This is a genomic window from Neisseria sp. 27098_8_112 (assembly GCF_041433235.1).
Taxonomy (GTDB): domain Bacteria; phylum Pseudomonadota; class Gammaproteobacteria; order Burkholderiales; family Neisseriaceae; genus Neisseria.
The window spans coordinates 155,866-169,227 of sequence record NZ_JAPWBB010000002.1 but is presented as its reverse complement, the minus strand read 5'-3'; the positions used below and the strand labels follow the sequence as shown (position 1 = coordinate 169,227).

The following is a 13,362-nucleotide window of genomic DNA, read 5'->3' as shown; positions in this document are numbered from 1 at the left end:
CTCAAAAATCTACCGTATCCTGCGGCACGATTTCATACTTTCAGACGGCCTTTGTGCCATCTCTCTGATACCATTCAAAATATATCAATACTATGCACGTTTCAGAACTCCAAACCCTCCACATTTCCAAACTCTTGGAAATGGCAGAAGAACATGGCATTGAAAACGCCAACCGTTTCCGCAAACAAGACCTCGTTTTTGCTATCGTCCGCCAGATGATGAAGCAGAATGTCAGCTTTACCTGTTCCGGTACACTTGAAATCCTGCCTGACGGCTTCGGTTTCCTGCGCAGCGCAGATACTTCTTACCTTGCCGGTCCTGACGATATTTATGTTTCGCCCACGCAAATCCGCCGCTTCAATCTGCACACCGGTGACACCATCGAAGGCAGCGTGCGCGTACCTAAAGACAACGAGCGTTATTTTGCGCTTGTCCGTCTCGACACCATCAACGGCGATCAACCCGAAGTCTGCAAACACAAAATCCTCTTTGAAAACCTCACGCCTTTATTTCCAACCGAACAATTCAAACTCGAGCGCGACATCAAAGCCGAAGAGAATCTGACCGGCCGCGCCATCGACTTGGTTTCCCCAATCGGTAAAGGCCAACGTGCATTGTTGGTGGCGCCACCTAAAACCGGTAAAACCGTGATGTTGCAAAACATTGCCCACGCCATTACCGCCAATTATCCCGATGTCGAACTGATTGTCCTGTTGATTGACGAGCGTCCGGAAGAAGTGACCGAAATGAGCCGTTCTGTACGCGGCGAAGTGGTTTCCTCTACGTTTGACGAACCTGCGCAACGCCATGTACAAGTGGCCGAGATGGTGATTGAAAAAGCCAAACGCATGGTCGAACACAAAAAAGACGTGGTCATCCTGCTGGATTCGATTACTCGCTTGGCGCGCGCCTACAATACCGTCGTGCCGACTTCGGGCAAAATTCTGACCGGTGGTGTCGATGCCAACGCTTTGCACCGTCCGAAACGCTTTTTCGGTGCGGCGCGTAATGTGGAAGAGGGCGGTTCGCTTACCATTATTGCGACAGCGCTTGTTGAAACCGGCAGCCGCATGGACGACGTGATTTACGAAGAGTTCAAAGGCACGGGCAATATGGAATTGCACCTTGACCGCCGTATGGCAGAAAAACGCCTGTTCCCGGCCATCAGCATTAATAAATCCGGTACGCGTCGCGAAGAATTGCTGGTGCCAAACGATCAGTTGCAACGCATGTGGCTCTTGCGCAAATTCCTGCATCCTATGGACGAAATCGAAGCGACCGAGTTTTTGGTAGGCAAACTCAAAGACTCCAAAAACAATGACGATTTCTTTGAATTGATGCGCGGTAAATAAGCATAAGGCCGTCTGAATATGTTTCAGACGGCCTTTACTTTGCTTGAGGAACCTTTATGACCATCCGAATGAATTGGCAAAACTTATTGTCCACCCAACGCTTCCGTACAAAAAACGGCGAAATCGTGCCGACCGTTACTCCTTCGACTCAGGAAGGTGCTGATGCCTTGCGTACGGATTTTCACATCGACTACGACCGGGTTGTTTTTTCCGGAGCCTTCCGCCGTCTTGGCCGTAAAACGCAGGTGCATCCGCTGGCGCAGCACGACTTGACGCACAACCGCCTGACGCACAGCGTTGAAGTTGCCAGCGTGGGCAGGAGCTTGGGCAACCGCGTGGGCGTGATGTTGCACAATGGCGGTTTTCTGCCGCAGGGCAATACGCCCAGCGATATTGGTGCCGTGGTGCAGGTTGCCTGTTTGGCGCATGATTTGGGCAATCCGCCGTTTGGCCATACCGGCGAAGATGCTTTGCGCGATTGGTTCAGACGGCCTGAACATCAAATTTATCTGAACACATTAAACGAAGCGGAGCGCAACGACATTCAAACTTATGAAGGTAATGCGCATAGCCTGCGTATCGTTGCCAGCCTTGAAATGTATCCGGAGGCGGGCGGAATGCGTCTGACTGCGGCAGCCATCGGCGCATTGCTGAAGTATCCGTGGACAACTCAACATCCGAATGGCAGAAAGAAATTCAATATTTATCAAACAGAGTTGCCGTTTATCCGTCAAGTTGCCGACGAATTGGGGCTGGTTTCCGCAGGAGTAGACAGCTGGGCGCGCCATCCTTTGTCTTATTTGATGGAGGCTGCCGACGATATTTGTTACGCCTTGCTGGACTTGGAAGATGCCGTCGAATTGGATTTGCTTACGGATACGGAAGTGGAGAGTATCTTGTCCGAGCTGACTTTTGCCGAAAGCGCATGGCACGCCAGCTCTAGCCGTCAGCGTTGCGCCATGTTGCGAGGTATTGCGATTGGCAAGGCGATTGATGATGTTGCGCAAACCTTTATGCTGCATCAGTCCGATTTGTTGGACGGAACATTCAAAGGCAAAGACTTGCTTGCTCTGTGTAGCCCGCAAGTGCAAAACACTTTGGCAAAAGCGAAAGAATTGGCGCAAACACGGATTTTTCGTCATCACACCAAGCTCTTGACCGAGATTGCCACGTTCCCATGCTTAGGCTCCATTTTGGATTTGCTCGTCCCTGCCGCCTATGCCCTGATTGCAGAAAAACAGTTGGCAACGCGTCAGTCTTTGGCGTTGGAGTTGTTGAAAAAGCACAATCCGATTCTTCCTGAAGACAGTCTGTATCAGGCTTATATGAAAATTTTGGATTTTGTCGGCGGTATGACCGATAATTCCGCCGCCAAAATGGCGCAGGATTTGTCAGGAGTAGGGATTTTACGTTAATTTTATATTGTTTAATTTCAATTAGTTAAATAAAAATATAAAAAATTTCTGTGAAAAAAGTAGACAGGTTTCAGTAAAGCCTATATTATTCGGTCTTCTTGATTCACAACGCACTTGCGAAGTGATAAGGATGCACCCGTAGCTCAGTTGGATAGAGTATCTGGCTACGAACCAGAGGGTCGGGCGTTCGAATCGCTCCGGGTGCGCCACAAGATTTATCCGCGCCCATCGTCTAGCGGTTAGGACATCGCCCTTTCACGGCGGTAACCGGGGTTCGATTCCCCGTGGGCGTGCCAGTTTCCAAAAAACGCAATCTGTTTCAGATTGCGTTTTTTTATTGCATTTACTGTTTGTATTCTAAGGCTGTCTGAAACGCTCAGCAACTCAAGAGACAGAAGTATGTAAAATAAATTGCCCAGACTTTTGTCATCTATATGCGCTTTTCAATCTCATTTTACCATTGTCAACCCCCAATTTATTGACAACAGTATTCATCTTAAAAATTCCCAAACCTGAATTTACATGATTTCATATTTATAATTTATTGATTTTAGAAGATAAAAATATACATTTAAACTTTTCTTAAAAAATGCCGTCTGAGATAAAGACAAGACGGAATATCTCTGTTAATGTGTAAATGTCAGCCGGCCTTTGCTGGTTTTTTATTGAAACCATTTGGGAGTCAATTATGAATATGAATGTTAAATTAATCGTTCCTGCCGTTTTGGCGGCTGTTGCCCTGACTGCATGTAGCAGCGGTTCTAAAGCTAAACCTGAAGCTAAAGCTGCGCCTACTGCGCAACAACAAACCCAAGCTCAGGCTCAACAAGCTCAAGCTCCAGTACCTAATACTTTGAAAGTAGACTCTATCGACGGTAAAAAAGAAGTTCACTACAAATGCGGTAAAGACGGCAAAGAGCCTTTGAGCGTAATGTACGGCTTCAAAGGCAACGAAGTTGTTGCTGCACAAGTAAAATACAAAGGCCAATTAACTGAAAACCTGTTCCGTATCACTGACAGCAGCAAAGACGTAAACGCATTCTGGGGCGGCAATGTCGCTTGGGTTGCTGAAGCAGCTACTGCAGCCAACGTAGACAAAGTTGACGGCAACATGCTGACTATCCGCGGTACTACCGAAGTAAACGGCAAACAAGAAGTGGTTGATCAAATCGTTACCCGCTTCTGCACATTGGACAAAGGCGCGAAAGCTGCCGCTAAACCAGCCGCTAAAAAAGTGAAAAAATAATCTTTTGCCGACAGCTTTAAACGCTGGGTAAAATAAAACAGGCCGTCTGAAAAGTTTTCAGACGGCCTGTTCTTTTGAGTGATTTAACCCAAGAACCAGAATTTCAGTGCCCACAATACGGCGACAATCCATACCATAGGCGGTACGTCTTGGGTGCGGTTGCACAAGAGTTTGATGAGTGCGTAGCTGATAAAGCCAAACGCAATACCATCGGCAATCGAGTAGGTAAACGGCATGAAGACGATGGTCAGGAATGCCGGTGCGGCTTCGGTCATGTCGTCCCAATCGATTTCGCGTGCGCTGCGCAACATTTGCGCGCCAACATAGAGCAGGGCGGGTGCGGTAGCAAATGCAGGAATGCTTTGAACCAGTGGGGAGAAAATCAGACAGGCCAGCATCAGTACGCCGACGGTAACGGCAGTCAGGCCGGTACGGCCGCCAGCAGAAACGCCTGCCGCGCTTTCAACGTAAGGGGTTGTAGAAGAAGTACCCAAGGCGGCGCCTGCAACGATGGCGGTTGAGTCGGCAAGCAGGGCACGTTTTAAACGCGGCAGTTTGCCGTCTTGCAACAGGCCTGCGCGGTGGGAAACGCCGACCAATGTGCCGGTAGAGTCAAACAGGTCAACCAGGAAGAATACAAAAATCACGCTGACCATGCTGACGGTGAACAAGCCTTTAAAGTCCATCTGCATGAAGGTTGGTGCAATGCTCGGAATTTCGCCGACCACGCCTTTGAACTCGCTCAAGCCCAAGATGGTGGAGATGGCGGTCAGTGTCAGAATGGTAATGATGATGGAGCCTTTAACGCGGAAGTGGCCAAGTGCAACCACCATGACAAAGCCAGCCATCGCCAGCAGGGCGGTAGGCTGGTGGATGTCGCCCAAACCGACCAATGTGGCAGGATTGGCCACAATCACGCCTGCGCCTTTGAGCGCAATCAATGCCAAGAAGAGGCCGATACCTGCGGCAATCGACATTTTCAAGCCCATAGGCAGGGCGTTGACCAGCATTTCACGCACTTTAAAGAAGCTGAACAGGATGAAAATAATGCCTGAAATGAAAACGGCACCCAAAGCCACACGCCAGTCCACGCCCATGCCTTTGACGACGGCAAAGGTAAAGTAGGCGTTCAAACCCATGCCCGGAGCGAGGGCGATCGGGTAGTTGCCGACAAAGCCCATCACGAAACAGCCGATGGCGGAGGCGATACAGGTAGCCACAAATACTGCGCCCATATCCATGCCGGTTTCGCCCAAAATCAGGGGATTGACGATGATGATATAGCACATGGCGAGGAAGGTTGTCACACCGGCCATGATTTCAGTGCGGACGTTGGTCTGATTGGCACTCAGGTTGAACAATCGTTCCAAAGCGCTTTGATTTGAAGAACTCATTTAAAAATATTCCTTTTGGGAAAGCCGCTTACGGGACGGCATCGTCGGATTGGTCTGCAAAAGTTTGGTTTTTGGCCTTAACTTCTCAATAGATAAGGGAATTTTCGGGCGGTATTATACTGAAAAGCCTTTTGTTCGGGTAATAAAAATACATGAATCAGATAATGCCGGGCCGAACCAAGATAAAGGCCGTCTGAACAGTTTCAGACGGCCTTTGTTTGTGTGTGCTTATACCGGTTTACCTTTCAGGGAGAAAGTGTAGGCTTCGGTGATTTCCAAATCGATCATTTGGTTGATCATGTCGGGTGTGCCGGTAAAGTTGACCACGCGGTTGTTGGCGGTACGGGCTTGCAGTTGGTCAGGGTCTTTTTTGGAGATACCTTCAACCAAGCAGCGTTGAACCGTGCCGACCATGGTTTGGTTGATACGTGTGGTTTCTGCTTCGATGACTTCGTTCAAAGCTTCGAGGCGGCGCACTTTTTCTTCGTGCGGCGTGTCGTCGTGCAAGTTGGCGGCAGGCGTGCCAGGGCGCGGACTGTAAATAAAGACGAAGCTCAAGTCGAAGGCAATGTCTTTGACCAGTTTCAAGGTTTGCTCGAACTCGCGCTCGGTCTCGCCCGGGAAGCCGACGATAAAGTCGGAGCTGAGGCACAAATCAGGACGGATGGCGCGCAGTTTGCGGATGATGGATTTGTATTCCAAGGCGGTGTAGCCGCGTTTCATCGCGCTCAATACGCGGTCGGAACCGCTTTGAATCGGCAGGTGCAGGTGGGAAACCAGCTTCGGCAGGTCGCGGTAGCACTCGATAATTGCGTCGGTAAATTCGCGCGGATGGCTGGTGGTAAAGCGCAGGCGTTCGATGCCCGGGATTTCGTGGACGATGCGCAACAAGGTGGCAAAGTCGCAGATTTCGCCGTTTTCCATTTCGCCGCGATAGGCATTGACGTTTTGGCCTAAGAGGTTGATTTCTTTAACGCCTTGTTGCGCCAAACCGGCAATCTCGGTTAATACGTCGTTGAGCGGGCGGGAGAATTCTTCACCGCGGGTGTAAGGGACGACGCAGTAAGAGCAGTATTTGGAACAGCCTTCCATAATGGAAATGAACGCCGAACCGCCTTCTACGCGCGCAGGCGGCAGATGGTCGAATTTCTCGATTTCGGGGAAGGAAATGTCGATTTGAGACAGGCCGGTGGTTTCTTTGTCAACGATGAGTTTGGGCAGGCGGTGCAGCGTTTGCGGGCCGAAAACCACGTCCACATACGGAGCGCGTTTGACGATGTTTTCGCCTTCTTGAGAGGCAACGCAGCCGGCAACGCCGATGATGAGGTCGGGATTTTTTTCTTTGAGCGGACGTACGCGGCCTAAGTCGGAGAAGACTTTCTCTTGCGCTTTTTCACGCACGGAGCAGGTGTTGAACAAGATGATGTCGGCGTCGTCAGGTTGGGTAACCTGTTCGATGCCGCCGTGTTCTTCGGCGAGGACGGACAGCATTTTTTCGCTGTCGTACTCGTTCATTTGGCACCCGAAGGTGCGGATAAATACTTTTTTCATGGTTTGTTTTGATTGATTTGCTTGTTGTAAAAGGGTTCTCAGACGGCCTGTGCAATACTCTGGCCGTCTGAAAAATTATTCTTCCGCCTTTTTCTGCTTTTTGGCGTGTTCGATGAACCTGTCGGCTTCGGCGTCGGTCAAAATCCAGATTTCGCGGACGAGGCGGCTTTCTTCATTGTATTTGAACGCAACGGCTTTGCCGGTTTGATTCAGCAGGCGACCCATCGGAATGAAACGGTCGTTTTCATCGTGGATTTTGGTGAAGCGGGTGATTTGCAGTTTGGCTGCATTGCCGTCCACAATGCCCAAGGTCAGCAGGCGCGTCCAAGAAAAACCGCCTTTGCTGACTTTCAGATAAGGCAAATCGACAGTTTTTAAAACGGCCACGTCCATATCATCAGGCAGGCTGCGTTGTGCATGGACGAGGGAGGACGCCAAAAGGGCGAGGCTGAGTATGAATCCGCGTAACATGATGCTTTTCTTTTATTGTTTCAATAGGTCGCGGATTATAGCACAAGCAGGAAAAATGTGGATAGAGTGTTTGTTTTTAAAGAATAATTTTGATTTTGCGCCCGATTCTTATTTTGAAGCTTGGGCCGTCTGAAAAGGATTTGGTGTTAAAATGGCATCAATTTGATTTTCAGACGACCTCTTACGAAAGAATTGACCATGAACCGTAATGAAAGCTTGTTCAACCGCGCCAAAGCCATTATTCCCGGCGGCGTGAACTCTCCTGTGCGCGCATTCGGCAGCGTCGGCGGCGTACCGCGCTTCATCAAAAAGGCAGAAGGCGCGTATGTTTGGGACGAAAACGGCACGTGTTATACCGACTATGTCGGCTCTTGGGGCCCTGCGATTGTCGGCCATGCCCATCCTGAAGTCATTGAAGCCGTGTGCGAAGCAGCATTGGGCGGTTTGTCGTTTGGTGCGCCAACTGAAGGCGAAATTGTCATTGCCGAAGAAATCGCCAAAATCATGCCGTCCGTCGAGCAGCTGCGCCTTGTCAGCTCCGGTACGGAAGCAACGATGACCGCCATCCGTTTGGCACGCGGTTTTACCGGTCGCGACAAAATCATCAAGTTTGAAGGCTGCTACCACGGCCATTCCGACAGCCTGTTGGTGAAAGCAGGCAGCGGTCTGCTGACGTTTGGCAATCCTTCTTCCGCCGGTGTGCCTGCCGATTTTACCAAACACACTTTGGTGCTCGAGTACAACAATATCGCCCAACTGGAAGAAGCCTTTGCCCAAAGCGGCAATGACATTGCCTGCGTGATTTTGGAGCCTTTTGTCGGCAATATGAATCTGGTTAGGCCGTCTGAAGCCTTTGTCAAAGCCTTGCGCGAATTGACTGAAAAACACGGTGCCGTGTTGATTTACGACGAAGTGATGACCGGTTTCCGCGTGGCGTTGGGCGGCGCGCAATCTTTGCACGGCATTAAGCCTGATTTGACCACCATGGGCAAAGTGATCGGCGGCGGTATGCCTTTGGCGGCGTTCGGTGGTCGTAAAGACATTATGGAATGTATTTCCCCGTTGGGCGGCGTGTATCAGGCAGGTACATTGTCCGGCAATCCGATTGCGGTTGCGGCCGGTTTGAAAACGCTGGAAATCATTCAGCGTGAAGGCTTCTATGAAAACCTGACTGCCTTGACCCAACGCCTCGCCAACGGTATTGCCGACGCGGCTAAAGCGCATGGCGTTGAATTTACGGCGGACAGCGTGGGCGGCATGTTTGGTTTGTATTTTGCCAGCCACACGCCGCAAAACTACGCCGACATGGCGCGTTCCAATATCGACGGTTTCAAACATTTCTTCCACGGTATGCTCGACCGCAATGTCGCATTCGGCCCGTCAGCTTACGAAGCCGGTTTTGTTTCCGCCGCGCATACGCCTGAGCTGATTGACGAAACCATTGCTGTGGCACACGAAGTGTTCAAAGAAATGGCAAAATAAAAGCTGAAGCTGTCATGTGAAAAAAGGCCGTCTGAAAAATATTCAGACGGCCTTTCGCTATTTTAAATCAATGCTTGATTATGCTTCTTCAGCTTTGCTGCGGATAATCAGCAGAGGCAGGTGGCTTTGACGCATTACGGTCTCGGCGAAGCTGCCCATCAGCAAGTGCATCAGGCCGGTGCGGCCGTGTGTACCGAGTACCAGCAGGTCTGCACCGTTGTTGTCGGCGTAGTCAACCAAGTCTTGCGCCATTTCGCGCGCGCCTTTGTTGGCAACCAACAGATGTTTCACGATGTTTTCAACGCCGCTTTCACGCGCTGTTTTTTCTGCGAAATCCAAAACTTCGTTGCCTTGAGCCACTGCGGCAGCTTCGTAGCTTTCGTGTTGCAGGAATTCAGGAGCCAAAGCCATGTATTCGGCAGGGTTGGCAACGTGAACCAAAGTCAGTTGGGCTTTGTTGAGGCTTGCCAGTTCGGCGGCGTGTTTCAATGCATTGAGGGAGGTCTCGCTACCGTCAACGGCTACAACCAGATGTTTGTACATATTTATTCTCCTTTTGCGCCGAGTAGCGGCACTTTCGTTTAATATGAAATCAGAACTTGTCTGAATGTGAAACGATTATAAACTCTTTCGGGCGGGTACAACAGCCCATCTGCTTTCAAGTATAATGTCAGTCCGATTCGCCTGTCGCGTTTTTCATTAATTTATTGATATATCACAAGGTTACTTATGCAGGACGCCGCTTTTCTTTCTTCGCGCCGCTTTGGCGGCATTGCCAGACTTTACGGAGACGAAGCATTGGCGCGCTTTTCGCGTGCGCATGTGTGCGTGGTCGGTGTCGGCGGCGTCGGCTCGTGGGCGGTGGAAGCTTTGGCGAGGAGCGGTATCGGTCGTTTAACGCTGATTGATTTGGACAACGTTGCCGAGTCCAATGTCAACCGCCAGTTGCACGCTTTGACCGATGATTTCGGTAAGGCAAAAGTTACTGCTTTGCGTGAACGCATTGCCCAAATCAATCCGCAATGCGAAGTGACGGAAATCGAAGATTTTGTTACCGAAGACAATCTGGACGAACTTTTCAGACGGCCTTTTGACTTCGTCATCGACGCCATCGACCAAATCCGTGTCAAAGCGGCGATGGCGGCGTATTTCGTGCAACATAAACAACCGTTTATTATCAGCGGCGGCGCGGGCGGACAGAAAAATCCGGCTTTAATCCAAACTGCCGATTTAAGCCGCGTCACCCACGACTCGTTGCTTTCCAATTTGCGCTATACCTTGCGCAAACGCTACGGCTTCAGCCGCAATACCAAAGAAAAAATGCGCGTGCCTTGCGTTTATTCAACCGAGAATATTACGCCGCCGCAATCCGGCGAAGCGTGTTCGACCGATGTCGCGCCGCAAGGTTTGTCCTGCGCGGGCTATGGGGCGAGTATGCTGGTAACGGCTTCGTTTGGGCTGTATTGTGCGCAGGCTGCGGTGGAGCATATCGCAGGGCGGAAGTGAGGGGTAGGAAATGGGTAAGAGCCGATTTTTTAAAGCCTACTTTATTGCTAGTCTGATTTATGCGGTATGGTTCGGCGTATTGATGTATGCCGTCGATCCGATGTTTCTCGATGTGATGGAATGCAATACGTTGCCCGGCGATTATTTGTGTGTGCAAAGCGGTTATACCCGTCCATTCACCACTTTTCTTTATCCGTGTCTGTCAGTCGTGATATTCAGCCTTTTGCACGCCGGTATCATGAAATGGCGCAAACGCCGTTCTGTTAAAATGATTTGGCTTTTGGTCGGCTGCGAAAGTTTGCTGTTGTTGGCTTTGATGGTGGCTATGCTTGCGAGGGATGGTTTTGTATTGTCCCGAGATATCGGTTCGGTACTGACGGGTTCAGTTTTTGCCAGCCTGCCCCTGTTGGGTATGGCCTTGGCTCAGACCTTTGCCATTGCTATTGTTTCTTTGCAAATCAATCGTAAAAAACGTTGATTTTTATATTAAAAACGGGTCGTCCTTGTTTCAGACGGCCTTTTGTTGATAAAACTTCTTACTAAACTTAAAAAGAAAAAGACCCTTTAACCATGTCTTCAGAACACCTTATTTCTTCTACTGCTGCAACGCCGTCTGAACATACCGTTGCGTGGGTGTTCGGTCAGCCTGTTACCGATGTGCCGCAGGATTTGTTTATTCCGCCTGATGCGTTGAAGGTGGTATTGAGCAGCTTCCAAGGGCCGTTGGATTTGCTGCTGTACCTTATTCGCAAGCAAAATATCGATGTCCTCGATATTCCTATGGTGAAGATTACCGAGCAGTATCTGCACTATATTGCCCAAATGGAAGCATATCAGTTTGATTTGGCAGCGGAATACCTGCTGATGGCGGCGATGCTGATTGAAATTAAATCGCGCCTGCTTCTGCCGCGTCCTGAAGAAGTTGAGGATGAAGAGGCGGATCCGCGTGCCGAATTGGTGCGCCGTCTGTTGGCTTACGAACAGATGAAACTGGCGGCTCAGGGCTTGGACGCATTGCCGCGTGCCGGACGTGATTTCGCTTGGGCATATTTGCCGTTGGAAATTGCGGTCGAAGCGAAGTTGCCGGAAGTGTACATTGCCGATTTGACGCAGGCTTGGTTGGGTATTTTGTCGCGTGCCAAGCATACGCGCAGTCATGAAGTAGTGCGGGAAACCATTTCCGTGCGCGCGCAGATGACGGCGATTTTGCGCCGTTTGAACGAAAGCGGTATCAGCAAGTTCAGCGATTTGTTTAAGCCGGAGCAGGGCGCGACATATGTGGTGGTCAATTTTATTGCATTGCTGGAATTGGCTAAAGAAGGCTTGGTGCGTATCGTACAGCCGGAAAATTATGGCGAAATCGAAATCAGCCTGAAAGACGGTTTGGAAACAAACGAAGCCGAAATGCTTTCAGACGGCCTTGAAGCAGATAAAACCGATAACGAAAATTTGAAAAAAGAGAACTAAAATGAATTCGACAACAAGTCATACCAAAGCTTCTTTATGGGCGGTGGGCTTAATGCTGTTTGCCCTGTTTTTTGGGGCGGGGAACCTGATTTTTCCTGCTTTTTTGGGACAGCAGGCCGGTGAAAACTGGCTTTCGGCCATGTTCGGCTTTCTGCTGACCGGGGCGGGTTTGCCATTATTGGGCGTGATTGCCGTCGGCTATTCCGGTTCGCGCGATGTGGAGGCACTGGCTTCCCGTGTTGCGCCTTGGTACGGCGTGACTTTTGCCACGGCGCTTTATCTGGCAATCGGCCCTCTGTTTGCCATGCCGCGTACGGCGACAGTGTCTTTTGAAACCGCGATTTCCCCTTTCATTGATGAATCTTGGAAAAATATCGCATTGGCCGTATTCAGCCTGGTGTTTTTCGGCATGACTTATTGGCTGTCGATTTCTCCAGGGAAGCTGGTTGACCGTATCGGTAAAATTCTTACGCCCGTTTTGTTGCTGGCAATTGCAATATTGGTCGGCTATGCCGCTATTAACCCGATGGGCGTGCCGCAGGCGGCGCAAGGCGATTTTGCCACTCATCCGTTGGTTAAAGGTATTTTGGAAGGCTACGGCACCATGGACGCCCTGGCTTCGCTGGTGTTTGCCATTATCGTCATCGATGCCGTTCGCGCCATGGGTGTGGACAATCGCTCGGACTTGCTGAAGACAACGACGATTTCGGGCGTGTTGGCAGCTTCTTGTTTGGCAGTGGTTTACCTGTTTATCGGCTATATGGGCGCGACAGGTGTGGCCGGTATCGGCTTACAGGAAAACGGCGCGTCGGTTTTGTCTAAAACCGCACAGAACTATTTCGGTACGGCCGGTATTGTGTTGCTTGGCGTCATGGTGTTGCTTGCCTGTCTGAGTACAGCGGTTGGCTTGATTACTTCATGCGCAGAATATTTCAACCGTCTTTGCCCGGGGATTTCTTATAAAATCTTTGTGATACTGAATACGGTGGTGTCTATCCTGTTGGCCAACAAAGGCCTGTCAGCGATTTTGCAGTTTTCCATCCCTATGTTGATGCTGTTATATCCGCTGACCATCGTCATCATTTTGTTGGCCTTGACAGATAAACTGTTTGGCGGCGGCCGTATTGTCTATTTCTGCACCATGATGGCGGCCCTTATGGTCGGCTTGCTCGATGCCTATAAGGCCGCGTTTGGATTTGATGCCGAAACCGTGGCTGCCATCGAGCGCGCATTGCCGTTTTACAATATCGGTTTAGGGTGGGTTGTTCCCTCTTTAGCCTGCTTTATACTCGGCTGCATTTTGAATGCGGCGTTGAAGAAAAAAGCATGACGATAAACAGGCCGTCTGAAATGTTCAGACGGCCTGTTTATTTCGCCGGCCACGCAAACGACAGATGATTTTTTTAAAGAAATCCGTTATAATTGAAAAGTTAAGGCTTTGCGAAATACCGTTTCGCAGATGCAACATATTGAGAAGA

Annotated in this window: 12 protein-coding genes and 2 tRNA genes; 10 read left to right on the top strand and 4 right to left on the bottom strand. The window is 50.0% G+C overall.

Going from position 1 to position 13,362, the window contains the following annotated elements; all coding sequences use genetic code 11:
* Positions 1 to 92: 92 nt before the first annotated feature.
* The 5 genes from rho (at position 93) to O3682_RS02400 (ending at position 4,013) form a co-directional block, all read left to right on the top strand.
* Positions 93 to 1,352 carry a transcription termination factor Rho gene (gene rho, locus O3682_RS02420; protein WP_003680905.1) on the top strand — a complete coding sequence of 420 codons (1,260 nt, stop codon included), beginning with the start codon at positions 93 to 95 and terminating at the stop codon, positions 1,350 to 1,352.
* 56 nt (positions 1,353 to 1,408) lie between these two features.
* Positions 1,409 to 2,767: a deoxyguanosinetriphosphate triphosphohydrolase gene (locus O3682_RS02415; protein WP_049336415.1), complete on the top strand. Its 1,359-nt coding sequence runs from the start codon at positions 1,409 to 1,411 to the stop codon at positions 2,765 to 2,767.
* Positions 2,768 to 2,899: 132 nt separating this feature from the next.
* A tRNA-Arg gene (locus O3682_RS02410) sits at positions 2,900 to 2,976 on the top strand.
* A 12-nt stretch (positions 2,977 to 2,988) separates the two neighbouring features.
* Positions 2,989 to 3,063: transfer RNA gene (locus O3682_RS02405), tRNA-Glu, on the top strand.
* A gap of 392 nt (positions 3,064 to 3,455) precedes the next feature.
* Positions 3,456 to 4,013, top strand: a complete 558-nt coding sequence (locus tag O3682_RS02400) for an ACP-like domain-containing protein (protein ID WP_371508222.1) — start codon at positions 3,456 to 3,458, stop codon at positions 4,011 to 4,013.
* A gap of 83 nt (positions 4,014 to 4,096) precedes the next feature.
* Here the strand turns inward: O3682_RS02400 and O3682_RS02395 are convergent, their stop codons facing one another.
* The 3 genes from O3682_RS02395 to O3682_RS02385 all read right to left on the bottom strand — a co-directional run bounded on the left by O3682_RS02395 (position 4,097) and on the right by O3682_RS02385 (position 7,429).
* Positions 4,097 to 5,407, bottom strand: coding sequence for an NCS2 family permease (locus tag O3682_RS02395; protein WP_371508221.1), 1,311 nt, complete (start codon positions 5,405 to 5,407; stop codon positions 4,097 to 4,099).
* 228 nt (positions 5,408 to 5,635) lie between these two features.
* Complete coding sequence (gene miaB / locus O3682_RS02390) at positions 5,636 to 6,958, bottom strand: tRNA (N6-isopentenyl adenosine(37)-C2)-methylthiotransferase MiaB (RefSeq protein ID WP_371508220.1); 1,323 nt, start codon at positions 6,956 to 6,958, stop codon at positions 5,636 to 5,638.
* 75 nt (positions 6,959 to 7,033) lie between these two features.
* Positions 7,034 to 7,429: a hypothetical protein gene (locus tag O3682_RS02385; protein WP_049333912.1), complete on the bottom strand. Its 396-nt coding sequence runs from the start codon at positions 7,427 to 7,429 to the stop codon at positions 7,034 to 7,036.
* A 198-nt stretch (positions 7,430 to 7,627) separates the two neighbouring features.
* On the opposite strand from O3682_RS02385, the gene hemL reads away from it, so the two are divergent.
* Positions 7,628 to 8,911, top strand: a complete 1,284-nt coding sequence (hemL, locus tag O3682_RS02380; RefSeq protein WP_371508219.1) for a glutamate-1-semialdehyde 2,1-aminomutase — start codon at positions 7,628 to 7,630, stop codon at positions 8,909 to 8,911.
* Positions 8,912 to 8,989: 78 nt separating this feature from the next.
* On the opposite strand, the gene O3682_RS02375 is transcribed toward hemL, so the two are convergent.
* On the bottom strand, positions 8,990 to 9,454 hold the full coding sequence (locus O3682_RS02375; RefSeq protein ID WP_003680896.1) for a universal stress protein: 465 nt from the start codon (positions 9,452 to 9,454) through the stop codon (positions 8,990 to 8,992).
* Between the two features lie 186 nt (positions 9,455 to 9,640).
* On the opposite strand from O3682_RS02375, the gene O3682_RS02370 reads away from it, so the two are divergent.
* The 4 genes from O3682_RS02370 to brnQ all read left to right on the top strand — a co-directional run bounded on the left by O3682_RS02370 (position 9,641) and on the right by brnQ (position 13,214).
* Positions 9,641 to 10,417, top strand: a complete 777-nt coding sequence (locus O3682_RS02370; protein WP_371508218.1) for a tRNA threonylcarbamoyladenosine dehydratase — start codon at positions 9,641 to 9,643, stop codon at positions 10,415 to 10,417.
* Positions 10,418 to 10,427: 10 nt separating this feature from the next.
* Positions 10,428 to 10,895, top strand: a complete 468-nt coding sequence (locus tag O3682_RS02365) for a hypothetical protein (RefSeq protein WP_371508217.1) — start codon at positions 10,428 to 10,430, stop codon at positions 10,893 to 10,895.
* A 92-nt stretch (positions 10,896 to 10,987) separates the two neighbouring features.
* The gene (locus tag O3682_RS02360) at positions 10,988 to 11,884 is read left to right on the top strand and encodes a segregation and condensation protein A (RefSeq protein WP_371508216.1); all 897 of its coding nucleotides are present in this window, start codon (positions 10,988 to 10,990) and stop codon (positions 11,882 to 11,884) included.
* A 1-nt stretch (position 11,885) separates the two neighbouring features.
* Positions 11,886 to 13,214 carry a branched-chain amino acid transport system II carrier protein gene (gene brnQ, locus O3682_RS02355; RefSeq protein ID WP_371508215.1) on the top strand — a complete coding sequence of 443 codons (1,329 nt, stop codon included), beginning with the start codon at positions 11,886 to 11,888 and terminating at the stop codon, positions 13,212 to 13,214.
* The last annotated feature ends 148 nt before the right edge of the window (positions 13,215 to 13,362 follow it).